Annotated in this window: 18 protein-coding genes and 2 pseudogenes; 6 read left to right on the forward strand and 14 right to left on the reverse strand. The window is 69.1% G+C overall.

Features of this window, described 5'->3' with window-relative positions; genetic code table 11:
- Window positions 1-226: 226 nt before the first annotated feature.
- The 5 genes from CG740_RS38135 to CG740_RS38145 form a co-directional block, all read right to left on the reverse strand.
- Entirely contained in the window at window positions 227-1324 is a 1098-nt protein-coding gene (locus tag CG740_RS38135; RefSeq protein ID WP_100579918.1) for a polyprenyl synthetase family protein, read from the reverse strand.
- Complete coding sequence (locus tag CG740_RS38140; protein ID WP_100579919.1) at window positions 1317-2192, reverse strand: SAM-dependent methyltransferase; 876 nt, start codon at window positions 2190-2192, stop codon at window positions 1317-1319. The genes CG740_RS38135 and CG740_RS38140 overlap by 8 nt, the downstream gene beginning before the upstream one ends.
- 74 nt (window positions 2193-2266) lie before the next feature.
- On the reverse strand, window positions 2267-2470 hold the full coding sequence (locus tag CG740_RS40115; protein WP_159030547.1) for a hypothetical protein: 204 nt from the start codon (window positions 2468-2470) through the stop codon (window positions 2267-2269).
- A 1206-nt stretch (window positions 2471-3676) separates the two neighbouring features.
- Window positions 3677-3847, reverse strand: coding sequence for a hypothetical protein (locus tag CG740_RS40620; RefSeq protein ID WP_199846703.1), 171 nt, complete (start codon window positions 3845-3847; stop codon window positions 3677-3679).
- A gap of 91 nt (window positions 3848-3938) precedes the next feature.
- Window positions 3939-5330, reverse strand: a complete 1392-nt coding sequence (locus CG740_RS38145; protein WP_234376739.1) for an ABC1 kinase family protein — start codon at window positions 5328-5330, stop codon at window positions 3939-3941.
- 810 nt (window positions 5331-6140) lie between these two features.
- On the opposite strand from CG740_RS38145, the pseudogene CG740_RS41400 reads away from it, so the two are divergent.
- The 3 genes and pseudogenes from CG740_RS41400 to CG740_RS38160 all read left to right on the forward strand — a co-directional run.
- Window positions 6141-6233: pseudogene (locus tag CG740_RS41400) on the forward strand (CsbD family protein); the annotation flags it as partial.
- A gap of 247 nt (window positions 6234-6480) precedes the next feature.
- The gene (locus CG740_RS38155) at window positions 6481-6702 is read left to right on the forward strand and encodes a CsbD family protein (protein WP_100579921.1); all 222 of its coding nucleotides are present in this window, start codon (window positions 6481-6483) and stop codon (window positions 6700-6702) included.
- Window positions 6699-6893, forward strand: a complete 195-nt coding sequence (locus tag CG740_RS38160; protein ID WP_100579922.1) for a DUF6381 family protein — start codon at window positions 6699-6701, stop codon at window positions 6891-6893. Before CG740_RS38155 ends, CG740_RS38160 begins: the two co-directional genes overlap by 4 nt.
- A gap of 97 nt (window positions 6894-6990) precedes the next feature.
- On the opposite strand, the gene CG740_RS38165 is transcribed toward CG740_RS38160, so the two are convergent.
- A complete protein-coding gene (locus CG740_RS38165; protein WP_100579923.1) occupies window positions 6991-7335 on the reverse strand; it encodes an STAS domain-containing protein in 345 nt (114 codons plus the stop codon).
- Between the two features lie 264 nt (window positions 7336-7599).
- On the opposite strand from CG740_RS38165, the pseudogene CG740_RS38170 reads away from it, so the two are divergent.
- Window positions 7600-8198 (forward strand): annotated as a pseudogene (locus tag CG740_RS38170) (flavodoxin family protein).
- Window positions 8199-8721: 523 nt separating this feature from the next.
- On the opposite strand, the gene CG740_RS38175 reads toward CG740_RS38170, so the two are convergent.
- Window positions 8722-9090 (reverse strand): VOC family protein, encoded by a 369-nt coding sequence (locus CG740_RS38175; RefSeq protein WP_100579924.1) that lies wholly within the window; start codon window positions 9088-9090, stop codon window positions 8722-8724.
- Window positions 9091-9155: 65 nt separating this feature from the next.
- Between CG740_RS38175 and CG740_RS38180 the strand changes: the two genes are divergently transcribed.
- A complete protein-coding gene (locus tag CG740_RS38180) occupies window positions 9156-9647 on the forward strand; it encodes a MarR family winged helix-turn-helix transcriptional regulator (RefSeq protein ID WP_100579925.1) in 492 nt (163 codons plus the stop codon).
- A 161-nt stretch (window positions 9648-9808) separates the two neighbouring features.
- Here CG740_RS38180 and CG740_RS38185 read toward each other — a convergent pair whose 3' ends face one another.
- The 6 genes from CG740_RS38185 to CG740_RS38210 all read right to left on the reverse strand — a co-directional run bounded on the left by CG740_RS38185 (window position 9809) and on the right by CG740_RS38210 (window position 13972).
- Complete coding sequence (locus tag CG740_RS38185; protein ID WP_100579926.1) at window positions 9809-10045, reverse strand: hypothetical protein; 237 nt, start codon at window positions 10043-10045, stop codon at window positions 9809-9811.
- Between the two features lie 266 nt (window positions 10046-10311).
- Window positions 10312-10710: a TOBE domain-containing protein gene (locus CG740_RS38190; RefSeq protein WP_100579927.1), complete on the reverse strand. Its 399-nt coding sequence runs from the start codon at window positions 10708-10710 to the stop codon at window positions 10312-10314.
- Between the two features lie 118 nt (window positions 10711-10828).
- Window positions 10829-11548, reverse strand: coding sequence for a glycosyltransferase (locus CG740_RS38195; RefSeq protein WP_100579928.1), 720 nt, complete (start codon window positions 11546-11548; stop codon window positions 10829-10831).
- Complete coding sequence (locus tag CG740_RS38200; RefSeq protein WP_100579952.1) at window positions 11545-12132, reverse strand: class I SAM-dependent methyltransferase; 588 nt, start codon at window positions 12130-12132, stop codon at window positions 11545-11547. The genes CG740_RS38195 and CG740_RS38200 overlap by 4 nt, the downstream gene beginning before the upstream one ends.
- 35 nt (window positions 12133-12167) lie before the next feature.
- Window positions 12168-12932 carry a PIG-L deacetylase family protein gene (locus CG740_RS38205; RefSeq protein ID WP_100579929.1) on the reverse strand — a complete coding sequence of 255 codons (765 nt, stop codon included), beginning with the start codon at window positions 12930-12932 and terminating at the stop codon, window positions 12168-12170.
- On the reverse strand, window positions 12929-13972 hold the full coding sequence (locus tag CG740_RS38210; protein WP_234376740.1) for an acyl-CoA dehydrogenase: 1044 nt from the start codon (window positions 13970-13972) through the stop codon (window positions 12929-12931). Before CG740_RS38210 ends, CG740_RS38205 begins: the two co-directional genes overlap by 4 nt.
- Window positions 13973-14409: 437 nt before the next feature.
- On the opposite strand from CG740_RS38210, the gene CG740_RS38215 reads away from it, so the two are divergent.
- Entirely contained in the window at window positions 14410-15363 is a 954-nt protein-coding gene (locus tag CG740_RS38215) for an SDR family NAD(P)-dependent oxidoreductase (protein ID WP_100579930.1), read from the forward strand.
- Here CG740_RS38215 and CG740_RS38220 read toward each other — a convergent pair.
- Window positions 15277-16044 carry a hypothetical protein gene (locus CG740_RS38220; RefSeq protein WP_199846705.1) on the reverse strand — a complete coding sequence of 256 codons (768 nt, stop codon included), beginning with the start codon at window positions 16042-16044 and terminating at the stop codon, window positions 15277-15279. The two genes, CG740_RS38215 and CG740_RS38220, sit on opposite strands and share 87 nt — an antisense overlap.
- Between the last annotated feature and the right edge of the window lie 44 nt (window positions 16045-16088).

The following is a 16088-nucleotide window of genomic DNA, read 5'->3' on the forward strand; positions in this document are numbered from 1 at the left end:
GGCGGCGGGTATGCGCTGGTGGACCGAAACGTCCCGGCCACGGGCCGTTGAACCGTCCTGCCGGGAAGGCCACTTGAGCCCGCGTCACTTCAGCTTTCGAGGAAGCGGGAGACTGGGGCTTGTGGCTTGCCGGGGACGGTGGTGTGCACCGGTTTGAAAGCCGTGGCGGAGCTCGCAGCGGGGTGAAAGCCTGCCGGGCTCATTCCGTGAGGGCTGGGGCACGACCTCAGTGCGGTGGACCCCCCGTGGGCGGAGCCGGAGATGGCTGCCGGGTGACGATGTGGCTGAAGAGCCGGACGAGCTCGTCGCGGACCGGGCAGGGCCTGATGGCGGTGGTCAGGGTTTCGGTGGCAGAGCACAAGTACTGGCCGGAGAGCTGTTCTGCATAGGTGCGTCCGCCGGCCGCGGCCACGAGGTCGGCGGCGGCCTGAAGGTTGTGGTCGTCCAGGGGGCTGTGCTGGTCCAGGAGGACGGCGAGTTGACGTCCTTCCGGTGTCCTGCTGCGCAGCGCGGCGATGATCGGCAGTGTCTTCTTGGCTGCCCGCAGATCATTGCGCGTCTTCTTGCCCGTCACGGCGGGGTCGCCCCAGATGTCCTCCACGTCGTTGGCGATCTGCCACGCCATACCAAGGTCAGCGGCAGCACGGTGCAACGTCGTGACCAGCTGTTGATCGGCCCCGCCGAGCAGGGCACCGATGGCCGCACAAGCCCCGAGCAGAGCTGTGGTCTTCTGTGAGGCGTCGGCGTAGTGGGTGAACGCGACATGGGCCGCAGAGAGGCGTTCCAGCGCCAAGTCCGCGGCCTGTCCGTTGGCCACCCCCGCCAGGGCACCGAGGAGCATGGGCAGCGGCCCAGACCTCGTCTGATCCGTGCGGGCCAGCTGCTGGACGGCGAGCGCGGTCAGCGCGTCGCCCGCGAGCAGGGCCGCAGGGGCGCCGAAGACGACCCAGGCGGTGGGGCGGTCGCGGCGCTGCTCGTCGGTGTCGATGATGTCGTCATGCAGGAGCGAGTAGTTGTGCACCAGCTCGACTGCCACCGCCCCCGCAAGAGCCTGTTCGGGCGCACCGCCGGCGGCGAGTGCGCACAGGAGGGTCAGGCGGGAGCGCAGCAGCTTGCCCTCCCCTCCTGTACCGGTCGGCTTGCCGGCGGAGTCCGTCCAGCCGAAGTGGTAGTGCGCGACCCGCCGCAGGTCGGGATGCAGGTCCTCCAGAGCGGTCCTGAGCAGGCCGGGTATGCGGCTCTTGACGAGAGCTGTCGCGGCGCCGGCAGCGGCCCACGCGGCGGTGCTGCCGGGGGTGAGGAGATCAGTCCTGGGCTCAGGCATCACGGCTCTTCTCCGCCGCGATGACGAGGTAGTTGAGGTGGTTCTTGCGGTAGGCGTCCAGGAAGGGCACCTCGACTCCGGTCTTGAGACGGGAGTGGGAGCGCAGCTCCCAGTAGGGGATGGCTTCTTCGGTGAGGTCGGTGACCTGGGACGGCACCATGCCGGCGTGGAGGAGTTCGCGCAGGTAGGCGCTGCGGGCGTGGATGTGGCATACGTAGTGTTCGTCGATGGCTGAGACGGCCTGCGAGAACTGGGTTTCGGCATCGTTGCGGCACCAGGTCACCAGCACGAACCGCCCGCCGGGCCGCAGAACCCGCGCGAACTCCGTGAACGCCTCGCGCAGGTTGATGTACATGGTGGTCTCGTTGGTGTAGACGGCGTCGAACGTCTCGTCCGCAAAGGGTGTCTCGACCATGTTGCCGTCGTGGAAGAACACCTTGTCGGCGCACTGGCGACGCACCGCGAGGTCGCGAGCGAAGTGGTTGTGGTGGGCGCAGAAGTTCATTCCGTCGACGCGGCAGCCGAGCTGCTCGTGGACGAGGAAGGCCGTGCCGCCGCGCCCCGAGCCGCCGTCCATGACCCGGGCGTTGGGGGAGAGGCCGGCGAGCGCGCCGGTCACGAGGGAGACCTGTTCGGTTTCCATCCGGTGCATCTCGCGCAGGATGAGCCGTTCCCGGTCGTCCCCGGCCGCGTCCAGGATGTGGTGGTTGTAGTCGCCGACGGCGTAGTGGTGGTGGTAGAGGCCGTCGGTGGCGCCGAGGAGGAGGTTGATGTCGTCGCTCTGTTTGTCCTCCCAGTGCTGATGGAGCTTTTCCTCGTAACCGTTTCGAACGGCCGCTACCGGCTGGGGGACGCTGTCGATGCTCATGCTGAATCACCTTTCGTGCGGGCAGAGTTGGCCGACGGGACACAGTGCTGTGCGCGGCGTGCTGGGGGAGAGAATCAGGGGCTTAGACAGACCAGCCGGATGCGGTTGCCACCGGAGCGCAGGCACCGCTGCACCGCCGGCACCCGGGATTCCGCGAGAGCCGGGGTGGCTTCGCGCGCCGCTTGGTCCAGTAGAAAGCCGTCGAGGACACGCTCGATCTGGTTGCGCAGCGGCTCGATGTCAGGGGACGGAGCTGGTGATGGTGGCGTGATCGGCATGTCGGTTCCGCCAATCTGAGGCTGCTGGTCGAGAAAGCCCCCGGTCAGGACTCAGCGGGACTTCGCTCGGAAGCGTTGTCCATCGTGTAGCCGCCGTGGCACCGACCACACGGGAGCATTGACCTCTTGGCAAGCACGCCCCTCGGCGCGAAACGTTTCAGCATTCCTCTGGCGCACGCCTCCTGAGGTCGCCAGTGCCTCACGCCCCCGGGTACCGGTCACCCGTCAGTACTGCACGGGGCACTCGCGCCACGCTGAGGATCATCCGCCGCGGAACTCTGTCTCTCCGCCGTGGAGACGATGATCTGCGTCCGTTTCTGCACTCCGGCACGCAGACATGCCATTTCGGAGGGGGGCACACGGATGGATGACACCAACTCCAGCCATCCCGTTGGATTCGGCCACCTGGGCGGGATGGATGCGCCCCCGTAGGCCGCGTGCAGACGCTGCGGTGTGTTCATCCGGCGAGGTTTGAGCACGAAGCCGACGAAGAGTGCGGGGGGCTACAGGCACTGCCTCGGGAGCGGAGGAGCCGCGCAGGGACAACAGGATCCCGGTGCCACGATCGACGGCCCTGTCGCGTTGGGCGTCGCGTCGCAGGCAGGGGGACGTAGGCCGTCGGCGTTCCTCGGCGGGCACGGTGTGGTGTCGACAGGAGAGGGCGGGGGAGGCGACGCCGGCGAGCCGATCGCGGTTGGGGCCACCTGGGGAGGGACCGACGGACTGCTGGCGGGGGGCGACATGGTCATAGCGCCGGGAAGGGACATGGCTGGGGACGGAGCGGAGGCTGACGGGCAGGGAGCCGGTACAGCCGGGGTGGGAATCATGCTCGGAGCGGGACGCGGAGCAGGCGAGGCACCGCCGGCTTCCGGCGCTGCCGTCGTACCGACGGCAGCTGTCGGGAGAGCTTTTGGCTGTCGCGGCACCGCCGCTTTCCCCACTGGAACCTCAGGTTGCGGCGCAGATGTCTGCCCCTGGCCGGGGAAAGGCCACGGCCACGGTGGTGCGGCCGGTGGCGGGGCGTTCAACGCGGGCGGCGTGCCTCCCACGGTGATGTCGGGGAACTTGCCGCTGCATCCCACCACCCCCAGCGCGCTCAAAGCACACAGGGCCAGCATTGCCATCACCGCACGCATCAGTACGTCCTATCGGTTGGCGGCAGAAGGTCCGCGACCGGAGGCTGTATCCAGCCCCGGAGGGTCAGGGTCACGTGGTGCCGAGGGCGCTGAGGAAGTCGCCCAGGCCGCTGAAGAAGGCATTCACGTCGTGAAAGACAGTGGTGATGACGTGGGCGAACTCGACTGGCTTGATGGCCACGGTGAACAGAACGATGACCAGACAGAGCCAGAAGAACAGCCCACGCGGCCTTGCCCACATGTTGTGCCTCTCGCTGGATGGCAACCGGCGCGCATCGCGCCGGCGACGTACCGGTTGCCGACACGATCACTGGTGCCGGTAACCAGACCGATCACGTCCGGCGCTTCTTGCGGGTGAGGAACCACCCCAGCGCCGCGGCACCGGCCACGCTCTGCGTCAGAGTGCCGGCCGTGGGCAGGCGGTGACGCTTGCCGGAGCTGACGGGGTCGCCGAGGTTCGTGCGGGCCCGCACCACGAGATGCCCGTCGACCGCGTCGGCCAGCAGGCCCTGCAGCTGTCCGGGGACTGTTGCAATGGCGTGCACCGCCTCCAGGAACGTCTGGGCGACCTGCTCCTTGGAAAGGACCTCACCGAGCAGATGCGTGACCACATCCTTCAGGGACCGCTGGGTCGCCTCGGCGAACTTGAACGCCGGATAGATGCAGCGCACCGTTCCTTCGATGTTGGCAACGGATTTACCGATCACGCTGATGACCGGGCTGATCTGGATGCCACGCCGGGTGGCGCAGCGGCCGAGCTCCATCAGCGCGACACCGAAGTAGAGCTCCTCCAGTGAGGCATCCGACCAGCGCGGCACCAGCCGTGCCACATCCGCGGTGAAGCCGGCGGTGTTGCTCCACGGCGTGGGCGTGCCGAGCCGGATCCAGCTACGGGCCAGGGCGGCGCCGTCGTTGCGGGCCATGCCGAGCAGCGCCCCGATCATGCCGGCACTGGTGCCGCGGTCGATGCGGCCGGTCATTCCCCAGTCGATGACGTGCGCGGTCCCGTCGGCGCTGACCAGAATGTTTCCCGGGTGGGGGTCGGCGTGGAAGTGCCGGTCGATGAAGTAGCCGTGGAACATGAAATCCATCAGCTGATAGGCGATGTCCTTGCGCTGGTCGTCGGTGAGCTGGTCGTCCTTGAGCTCGTTGGCCGGGACACCGCCGGCGAACGTCTGCACCAGGACCCGCCGGGTGGCGAGCAGCACCCCGGGCACCTGCACCCGGGGATAGGCGCGGGCGAGCTTGCGCGCCTTCTCCATGGTGCGGGCCTCGCGGGTGAAGTCCAGCTCGTCCTTCATCACCGCGAACAGCATCGACGCCATCGCGTCGATGTCGACGACTTCGCTGAAGTGCGGGGCGCACCGGGCGATCAGACCGGTGACCCGCCGCAGCACGGCGATGTCGCCATTCACCGCGTCCTGGCTGCCCGGCCGTTGTACTTTCACCACGCAGTCGCGGCCAGAGATCGTCACGGCCCGGTAGACCTGGGCCAAGGATGCCGACCCCAGCGGAACGGCGGTGTGGATCTCCCGGAACAGGTCCCGCCACTTCTCCCCGAGCTCGGCGACCAGCACCTGATCGAACTCGGCGAACGGACGTGCCGACACCTGACCGTTGAGCAGCGTGAGTTCCGCGCGTATGTGATCGGGAAGCATGTCGGGGCGAGTCGCCAGGATCTGGCCGACCTTCACATAGAGCGGCCCCAGCTCCTCCAGCAGCATCCGCAGCGCGCGTCCCCGGAAGTCGCCCGCAAGGGGACCCGTAGTCGGTGAATCGTTCCTGTTCCAGCGTCTTCTGAAGGTGCGAGCTGCCTCGGCAGCCGCAGCCCGGGTGACAAGCTGCACGGTACGGCGACCACGACCACCAGACATACGAGTTCGGCCCCTCCAAACGGACACAGCCGCCCAAGCTCGTCAGCCACCGACAGGCACGAAGTGGCACGACGTCGTTGATCAGAGTGACAGCGCCCCAAGGCAGCGTGCAGAGCGCGAGTTGGGGCGTGAGAGGTGCGGCCAACCCCCACACATGCTCCTGGACAGCGCCCTACTGGCCGCACGATGTTTGTGGTAGCAGCTGTCGTGTGTGGCCCGTGGCGAATCAGAGACTCCTCTGGAGACGGAAGAGGTTGTGTCCACGATCCGCCGGTATTGGCGGTGTGGACGAGCGGCAGGTACAGGCGTGCGCCGTTGTGGAAAATGACGCCGAGACCCGAGTGCTGGGCGGTCTGGCCGGGGCGGGTGTTGTAGGCGTATACCTCGTCGATCTCGGTGCTGTCGGTGCGGGTGAGCGCGGCGGTGAGGTAGGCATCGGCTCGCAGCGAGCTGACCGTGCCCGTTTCGTCGAACAGGTCCGGCAGCGGCTCGGGTTCGAGGGTCGGGTCGCCTGCGGGTGTGCCGGTCTGGCTGCACGGGCTTCCGGGTGCCAGGCCTCCGGTGATCTGAAGCCAGAGCCGGCTGCCGGACCTTCCGCCACCACCCAGATCCGCCCCGCGCGGCGGATCACGCCCGTCCACCCCCGAACGCGATCCGCTGGACCAGCGCCTGGAGGCCGAAGGCCACGCCGAGCAGGCCAAGGGCGACGCCCGCGAAGCCAAGGAGAAGGTGAAGGACGTCCTCAAGGACTGACCCGCACCGCTCCGATTCACCCGGTGGCCGGGGTCGTACCAGACGGTACGACCCCGGCCACCGGCATGCGGTACCTATTCGCCGAGTTCTGCCCAGTCTGCCTTCGAGCGCCCGCAGTACTGAGCGAGGCAGCCCGGTTCCGTGCTCTTGGCGGAACTCCGGATGCCGGGTGGCCCGGGATCGCTGAGGCTGTCAGCGACGGCGCACGCGTCCGCTGCGCCGTGGGGCGGCCAAGGAGCACGTCATAATGAAGAAGATGCAGGGCAAGGCGCAGGAAGCGGTCGGCAGAGTCAGGGAGACCGCCGGCAATGCGTCGGGTAGGGACGGCCTCCGGGCGAAGGGCAAGGCCGAGCGGGGCGAGGCCAGGGCGAAGCTGGCGGCCCAGTACACGAAGGATGCGCCCGCGCAGAGACTCAAGGGAAAGCAGACCGGCCGCCCCTTCATCGCCGCATCCAGGAGCGAAGCGTGAGTATCGAAGACGAATACCGTGTCCTGGTCCGCGAGTTGCAGGTCAGGGCACGGGAGTTGCGGGAGGCGGCCGAGCGGGCCACCGACCCGGAGCAGCGCCGACGCTTGAGGGCCAAAGCCCGCAGGGCGGAGGAGCAGAGCCAGCGGGCAGGCCACATGAACTTTCAGGACGGCAGCCCCAGCCCGCAGTAGCCAGGAGAACTCGTCCCACGGTGCGGTCGGCATCTCAGGCGCCTCCCCATCTGGGGCGCGGCGCAGCAGGCTGCGCCGCGCCCCAGGGGGCATTGCGTCAGTAGGTGAGGGCCTGTTCGAGGGTGGCGCTGGTGCCGATGACGGAGTCGATGCCGACGATGTGGAGGGCGCGCGTCACAGCTTCGGTGGGGGCTGCCAGACGCAGCCATCCGCCTGCTTCGGTGAGGGCGTTGTGAGCCGTGACGAGAATGTTGATCCCGCTGGAGTCCATGAAGGAGACCTGGCGCAGATCAACGGCAATGCGCGCGGTGGGCGCGCTTGCCGGATCCAGTGCCGCGCTCAGGATGCTGCCGGTCTGGTGGTCGATCTCTCCGGCCAGAGCGACGACGCGGATGCCGTCCGTCTCCGAGACCACAGCCGACAGGGGCTCGGTGTGTTCCATCCTCGTTGCACCTTGCGATTCAGCCATGCGGACGATCCTGGCACACTCAGTGTCCGGTCGGTACCGCCGCTGACAGGGGGAAGCATCAGCGGTGAGGCGGGTGTGTTCTGTGCGCGCGGCGGTAGCCGCTTGGAGTTGCGAGGGGGTGTTAGGGGTCCTAACAGAAGCTGTTGATCATGTGACTTTCGGTTCGGGTGTTCGTTGGTCTGGTCGTGGGGAAACGTCAGTCGCGGCCGTGGATCGTGTCGGATTGAAACGACGCCGCTGCGTGCTGTCGCGCTCGTGTGCACCTTGTCCCCGTCTCCCAAGCCGTCCAGCTCCCAGCCGCTGGCTGAGCAGACGATGGAAGCCCTCTCGAAGCACGGAGTGAGCGGGAAGGTGTTCCGCATCGCGGATCACGATGTTCGTCCGGGGGTGGAAACCAACATGGGCGAAGGGGACTTCTGGCCAGAGATCCGGGAGACGATCCTCGGGACGGACATCTTGATCCTTTCCACCCCGATCTGGCTCGGGCATCCCTCCAGCATCGCCCAACGCATCCTGGAACGCCTCAACGCAGAGATCAGCGAGAGCGATGACGCAGGCCGGATGCTCACCTACGGCAAGACGGCCGCCGTGTGCGTGGTGGGGAACGAGGACGGTGCGCATCATGTGAGTGCCGAACTCTTCCAGGGCCTCAACGACTGCGGCTTCACCTTGCCGGCGAACGCCGTCACTACTGGGTCGGTGAGGCCATGCAGGGCACCGACTACCAGGATCTCGGACAGACCCCCGACAAGACAAAGGCCACGACCGCGACACTCGCCGCCAATGTCGCCCACCTTGCCCGGCGCCTCAAGTACGCGAATTATCCGCCCTCCTGATAACCGCCCTTGAGGAGACGGCTGCCCCATACGGCCCCTCCTCGGAACCCTGCGGCGAGACCTGCCCAAGGGCCCTGCCCATACGGCAAGCAGCGACGGACTGCTGGCAGATAGCGGGCTCGGACGGTCGCGTAGCACCACACCCGCACACTGGGGGGACAAGGCGCAGAGCCTGCGATGATGGCGCTGCCTGAATTCGGCCACTCCCTGCTCCGGGGTGACCGCGCGCCTACTCTCTGAGGCTCCCGGCCTGCAGGCCACTTGACCGGCGGCCGGTACTGATGGGTGAGCGAGTCGGCTCGGTACTCAGGGCATGCCGGAGGCGCGTCCCCTCCCGGGCAACGTGGGCCCACCGATCACGGTGTGTACACCGAGGAGCAGATGTGCCGTCGGCTGGCACGACCTGTTGGCCTCGGCTGCGGAGTGCCCGAGGGGGAGCCGATGCACGTCACGCCCCCGACCCGAGCCCCGGCGTCGCCGGATGCGTGCCGGGGCCGGGGCTCGTCGGTGGCGTCCTGGCGTATCAGGTGCGGTCGTGGAGGGTGATGTGGTAGCCGTCGGGGTCGGCGAAGGTGAAGGTCCGGCCGAAGGGGCCGTCGATGGGTGCGGAGACGATGGTGTGGCCGTCGCCGGCGAGAGCGTCGTGGATGGCCTGGACATCGGTGGCGTGCAGCCAGATGGCGGCTCCGATGCCGGGCTGCGGAACGGATGTGAGATCGGTGCCGGGCACGATGTCGCGGAGTGCGAACGCGATGGGCTTCGTCTCGAAGACGACGGCGTGCGGGGGGCCGGCCTGTGAGCGGACGAGGCCGAGGTACTGCTCGTAGAACACACGCGACGCGTCGAGGTTGCGCGCCTGGAGCGAGATGAAGTCGGGGCCGGTGACGGGCATGGTGACACTCTCCTTACCTCTGTGTCAGATTTCTGACACGAACTACGGTATGTCAGAATGCTGACATGAGTCAAAAGGGTGCCGGCGTCGACCTGGACAAATCACTGGGCTACCTGCTGAAAGAGGCTTCGAGCGCTCTGCGCGTGGCCATGGAGGAGGTGCTGCGGCCGCTCGGTATGAGCGTGACGCACTACTCCTGTCTGGAGCTGCTGGCGCAACGGCCGGGTTTGTCGAACTCCGAGCTCGCGCGTGGCGCCTTCGTGACCCGCCAGTCGATGAACGTACTGCTCCAGACCCTGGAGCGTGACGGCTACGTGACCAGACCCGCGGCGGCGCCGGTAGGCAAGGCGCTTCCCGCGCGGCTCACGCCGCGCGGGAAGCGGAGCCTGGAGAAGGCGACGGTCGCGGTGAGGTCCGTCGAGGTCAGAATGCTGTCGGGCATGACCGGAGCCGAGCAGTCGGCGGCGTTCCGGATCTTGCAGAGCATGATCGATTCTCTGCGCGCCGGCGACGACGCCACGTGGCCGGTCCCTCGGCGCGGGCTGCGCAGCAGCTGATCGAGTCGTCCCGGCGATGCCGGTCAAGTCCCTTGGCCTGCGTGGCTACTTACTCGCCTCGTACTCCAGTCACCCGGCGCAACCCGCAGTCCTCACCGTGGTGGAGGCTGCAGCTCTCCGTACTGCATCGGGGTGTGGGCTCCGCAGACTGACGGCGTCCGTCAGTCGACGGGGAGCGTCTGCGCGTTTGTCGGGGGACGCCGCCGAGCGCGCTGGGTGACTGCCCGAGCGGTCCAGCCGGTGGTCACGAACACGGTGCCGGGGACCAGCCAGCCCGGACTGCCCCAGCTGATGATCAGGGTTGTCATGAGGATCGGGCCGAGCGCCTGGGCTGTGGCGGTGCCTGCGGCCATGGCCCCCTGGTACTCCCCATGGGCGCCGGGGGGCGTGAGCGCCATCGAGATGCCCCAGGAGCCGCCCGGAACAGACAAGGCCTGACAGAGGACACGGCCGGTACCCAGGAATCCGCATCGTGCTCGCTCCCCTGAGGCGCCGGCATCCTTGCCGCCCCCTATGCGGCCCCCACCGCGGGCGGGTACCGCTGTAGAGGAATATCCATGCGCAGCCCGTACCGAGGGCTTGGCGCCGCCGGGGGAACCGGCTTGCTTGTGGCCCCGGGTGGCTGAGGGTGATCAAGGTGGCCGCGCCGTCCGGGTCGGACAGGTCAGGTGCGGTCGACGTGAACGGTGGTCGACTTCACCCGGGCGGTCGCCCGCATGCCGACCTGAAGGCCCAGCTCCTCGACCGCTTCCCGGGTCAGTAGCGACACGAGCCGGTGCGGGCCGGACTGGATCTCCACCTGGGCGTCGACCCCGCCGAGCTTTACCGCGGTCACGATGCCGGGGAAGGCGTTGCGCGTGGAGGTGGTGGACGGCTCGTCGTCGCGGGCGGCGTTTTCCTGGGCCAGTTGCACGCAGAACGCGGCCAGGCCGACCTTGTCGACCACCCGCCGGGTCCCGTCGTGATGTGTGGGGAAGCGTCCGGCATCCGCCCATCGGCGTGCGGTATCGGTGCTGACGCCGAGAAGGACCGCGGCCTGGCCGATCGTGTACGAGGTACTCACAGCAGACACCGTAGTCTCCCCGGCCTCATCGCCTGGGCCTGCACCGACACGGTGAACAGTCTGTCTTTCCTCGGTAAGTGCCGGCCTTCTTGCCCTGAGGGTCTGGGGAGGCCTGCCGTTATTCGAGGGCGGTCTGGCCGTGAGTGCGCAGGGCCAGGCTGGTCAGGTGGTCCGCGAATCCGCCGTGCGCGCGGCCTTTCAGGCGCGGAGAGGTGCGAACCGGGCAGGCGTCGGTGGCGAGAACGCGGTGGCCTGCCTGTCGCAGTGCGGCGATCAGGGCGTGGTCCTCGCCGACGCCGAGGGGTGGGAAGCCGCCGGCAGCGAGGTAGGCGGCTGCGGTGAGGCCGAGGTTGGCGCCGTGGACGTGCGGGTGGTCCCATGTGCCGCGGTGCGGCTTGCTGGTCTCGTACCCGATCTGGTGGACGGGTGTGAGGGGTGAGGCGGGTGGCAGTGCGACGGTGCCGACCACGGCTTCCCAGCCTTCCCGGGCGCGGGCCAGTTGGTGGGCGAGCCAGTTCGCCGGGACCTCGCTGTCGGCGTCGGTGGTGGCGATCCACACCTGGCCGGGGGGCGTGTCCAGTTCGCGCAGGGCGTGGGTCACTCCGGCGGCACGGGCGCGTCCTGGGTTGCGGCCGGACAGGGTGACCACTTCGGCGCGGGCTTCGCGTGCGAGGCGGGCGGTGCGGTCGGTGCACGAATCGGCGACGACGACGGTGAGGACGCGGACCTGGTGCAGGCCCGGGTGCCGGCCCGCGGTGCGGACTGCCTTGAGAGCGGCCGGCAGCAGGGTTTCCTCGTTGCAGGCGGGGATGATGACGGCGACGGCCCGGATGCTCATGCCAGGCCCTCCCGCTCGGCGGGTGTGGGCGGCCTGCTGCCATCCGGCCGCAGGCGCTGATGGATCTGTAGGACGAAGTCGTTCTCGCGGTGATCGGCGAGCAGATGCATCCCCGGCAACCGGGCCAGGGTTTCGGCGATGCCGCTCCCGGTGGAGAGGTGCTCGTCGACAGGGTGGTTCCAGTGCACGGTGGCCAGGGTGCCGCCGGGCTCCAGGGCTGTGACCGTGTGTTCCAGCACGCTGTTCAGTGTGGCGGCGTCGAGGTAGTAGAGCAGTTCGGAGAGCACGATCAGGTCGAAGGTGCCCTCGGGCCACTGTTCGGGAATGGTCATCTGCTGGACGGTCACCTGGGGAAACTCGCTGGTGCGCTGCTGCGCGGTGCTGACGGCGTCGGCGACGCGGTCGCAGGCGAGCACCGTGTCGCAGCGGGTCGCCAGCCTTCGGGTGAGTTCCCCTACGGAGCAGGCGGGTTCGAAGGCTCTGCGGTAGTGCTCCTGCGGCAGGGCCGCGACGGTCAGGTCGTACTTGCGCCGCTCGTACCAGCGCTCCGCGAGATGCCAGGGGTCGGCTGTATGGCGGTACATGTCGTCGAAGTACGCCGCGGGCGTCGAGTCTGCGGTCACGTGAAGAACACCTCGATGTCGCGCAGATGGTGGGCGAGTTCGTCGGGAGGCAGGATCGCGGCATCGGCCTCGCCCGGGCCCAGCGGATGGATCTGGGAGACGAAGCAGCCCACTGACTTCCGTTTGAGCTCCGGGATACGGTCCGCCAGAGCGACCGCCACGGCACGGTCCCATGGCACGCGGGCATCGTCCGGCCGGGCCCAGTGCCACATCCACACCGGGTACATCCAGCAGTCCACGGCCGCGGTTCGGGCCGCGGCCAGTGCGGCCCGGCCGGCTGCGTCGTGATCGCTGTGCACGTCACCGGTCCAGGGCGCCAGACACAGCCGCGCCCCCTTGAGGAGCGGCTCGATCGCTGCCGCGACCTCGTCCTCGTGGGCACCGACCCGGGTGTCGGCGACCTGGAGGCGGACCACGTCCGCGTCGGGTGCGCCGAGGATGGTCAGCGCCTCGCGCAGTTCCTTGGCCCGGATGGCGGCCAGCTGGGCGGGGGTGACGCGGCTGCTGTGAGGGTGGGACGCTTCGCCGTCGGTGACGGACACCACGGTGAGCCGGGCACCGGCGGCTGCCAGGCGGGCGATGGTGCCGCCCGCGCCGAGGACCTCGTCGTCCGGGTGGGCGGCCACGATCACGATCGGCCCGTCGTGCGGCAGGGCCGCTGCCGGCAGCCGCTCCAGTCCGCTCCAGGCACGCCATACCCGCTCCGGCGTGCCAGGGGCCTGGATAGGGTCCGCGGGCGAGCCGGGCGTCGATCCGGTCACTGCCACTCCCCCGATTCCGCGGCGAGCCGTCCGAGTTCCGCGAGGTTGCGTTCACCGTGGTGCTGGCGGATGTAGACGGCGAGGTCGGTTGCGTGACGGGTATGGGCCGGGTTGTGGCACAGCGGTTCGGCGCCGGTGGCGCGGCCGACGTGGGTGAGGACATCGGCGCAGACGGATTCGACGAAACCGCGCACCCGCAGGCTCCGCATGCGGCCCGCGCCTACCGTGTCGTCCGGGTCCTTGTCGATCTCGTCCGCGGCCTGGGCCAGGACGGCGCCGGCCGCGTGCAGGCGCATGTCGACCGCGCCCAGATGGGCATCGGTCAACGGGTTCGCGCCGCGTTGAGCCGCCATGGTGGCCAGGGTGCGCGCCACGGCCCGGGCCCCGCCGTACCAGCAGGCCGCGACGCCGATGCCACCGTGCTGGAACCCGGGCCGCTCCACATAGGCCTCCACGCCGCCGACCTGGATCGCGGGCACGTCGGTGAAGATCACGTCGGCGCTGTCGCTGGCCGCCATGCCCAGCGCCTGCCAGCTCCCCTCCACCGGCCGGCAGCCTGCCGATCCGGAGCCGAGGCCGGTGCTGACGGCGAAGAGCCGGCGGCCGTCGTCGGCCAGCGCGGTGACCAGCGCGTTGGTGCAGCTGTGCGCTCCCGAGCAGTAGCGCTTGCGCCCGCTGATCACCCAGCCGTCCGCGCCGAGCGAGGCAGTGAGCCCGGGCCCGGGCGGCTCGGCAGCCCACACCCCCCACCGCTCGCCGGGGGCAGCTACCGGCCCGCCCAGCTCGGCCAGGATTGCGACCGCGTCGACATGCCCCTCCACCAGGCGCACCAGCGAGAGATCCTCCTCGGCCACCTGGGCCAGCGCCAGGAACCTCTGTACGGTCCGGCCCGTCCCAGGCAGCGGGAAGTCCAGCCTCCCACTCGCGATCTCATCCACGCAGCGGGTGAACGCGGCCGCCACCTCCCGGCAATGGCCGGCCGACGTAGCGGCAGCTCCTGCATCCGGCAGCGCTGGCCCTGCACATTCGGTGTCTTGCATCGCGGTCCTTCCTGCCCAGGCACGCTGCGGGTGCGGGCTCGCATACGGCTCTCGTGGCGTACCCCTGGGACGGCAGAGGATGCGTGTGCCCTACGGGGCATCCCGGGAGTGAGGCCGCCTTTCATCCTCGCCAGCGGTCCGGCTGTCCGCATCGCGGCGCGGCAGGCCACACACCGACCAGACCGCGCGGGCGCCAACCAGCGCGCAGGGCGCGGATCTCCTCCTTCTGACAGGGCAGCTGCACATACCAGCGCCCGACGCTGGCCCAGAGCAGCGACCGACCCGCTCACCAGGCGCTACCACGCTGCGGTCCCGGGCGTCTTCGCGCTCCGGACGGATCGCAGTGGGCAGGTCCGGATGTTCTGATGAGGGTAGGGGCGGTATCCGGGGGAACTGGAAGCACGCCGTGCAGACCGCGCTCTACCCGGGAGACGTTGATGTCGCGTTCCAATCGATTCGCCGGCCGTACCGCCCTTGTGACAGGGAGCTCGCGCGGCCTGGGCCTCCTCCTCGCTCGCGAACTCGCCGACCACGGCTGCCGCATCATGCTCTGTGCCCGGGGAACTGACGGCCTCGCGGCGGCGGAGGAAAAGTTGCGACGCCGCGGCGCAGACGTCGCCACGCAGGCCTGTGACATCACCAGTCCCGACACACCCCAGCTCCTTCTGGATGCCGTCCACGACCGGTTCGGACGCCTGGACATCCTCGTCAACAACGCGGGCATCATCCAGGTCGGCCCCATGACCACCTTCGAGGAACAGGATTTCCGCGAGGCGATGGAAGCGATGTTCTTCGCCCCCTTGCGTCTCGCGAAGGCGGCTCTGCCCGATCTGCGGGCCGGCGCAGGAACGCTGGTGAGCATCTCCTCGATCGGCGGCAGGATCGCCGCACCCCATCTACTCCCCTACGCCGCGGCCAAGTTCGCCCACGCAGGGTTCTCCGAGGGCCTACGAGCGGAGATCACCCAATCGGGCGTGAGCGTGACGACCGTCTTCCCGGGACTCATGCGCACCGGCTCACACACCGCGGCCCGCTTCTCCGGACGCCCGGGCGCCGAGTACAGCTGGTTCGCGGTGGCGGCCTCCCTGCCCCTGCTGTCCATGGACGCCCAGCGGGCGGCCCGGGCCATCGTCCGCGCTGCCGAACGCCGACGTCCCGAACTCGTCCTGACACCGGCCGCGAAAGCCGCCGTGCGCTTCAAGGGCCTGGCACCCGCCACAACAGCACGCCTGCTGAGCACCGCAGGACGCCTGCTGCCCACACCCGGCAAGCAGCCCTTGCACAACACCACCGGCACCCAGGCCTCACACCACTCCAACCTGCCCGGATGGATCACCGCCCTCGGAGACAAGGCCGGTCGCCGATTCGGCGAGCCCAGGACTGAAAGCTAGCGAGTGCAGGAAACCCTGATCGTTGAGGGGTTGCAACCGCGCACTGGCATCCACAGGGACGGACACTGTCCGGGGGGGCGCCTGGGCGCCCGCGGCATTGCTCAGCACCGGGGCGCCGAGGTGGATGCTGCTGGCCGCCGTCTGTTCCCCGGCGGCCGGGGTCGGGGCGGTGTAGATGCCGTCCAGGGTGGTCGGCCCGGTGGCGGGCAGGGTGGCCCACTCCTTCTGCCCGAAGAAGCCCATGCCGGTGGTGGGCAGGGAGAAGATGTCCCGTGCCGGCTTGCTGTCGATCAGCTTCATGGCACGGCCGCCGCGCTGTTCCAGCCAGTCGGCGACGATCTGACGGTCCGCCGACCAGCTCGTCAGCGGGCGGTGCCGCGCCATGAAGCTGTCGCCGACGCTCAAGCCGGCCCACTCCGGCTGCGGAGCCGCTCCGGCCAGGTCAACGCCCGGTAAGAGAGGAGTTCGGTGATGCCGCGGGCGGCCCAGGACCTCTTGGCCCATCTCGTACTGGGTGCGCAGGAACTCCTGAAGCGCGCCGCGGTTGTAGTCGGGTTCCAGGCCCTCGGCGGCCTGCGTCGCGGGATCCAGCTGCACGTTGGTGAGGCCGAACTCCGTCCGGGCGGCCTCTTGCAGGGCCAGCCCCCGCACATTGTTGGAGCCGTAGGCCCAGGACGCCACCAGCTCGCTGACCGCGATCTGCCGGACCAGGCCTGTGGTCGTAC

The organism is Streptomyces sp. CB01201, assembly GCF_002803085.1.
In the GTDB taxonomy this organism is placed as follows: Bacteria; Actinomycetota; Actinomycetes; order Streptomycetales; family Streptomycetaceae; genus Streptomyces; species Streptomyces hundungensis.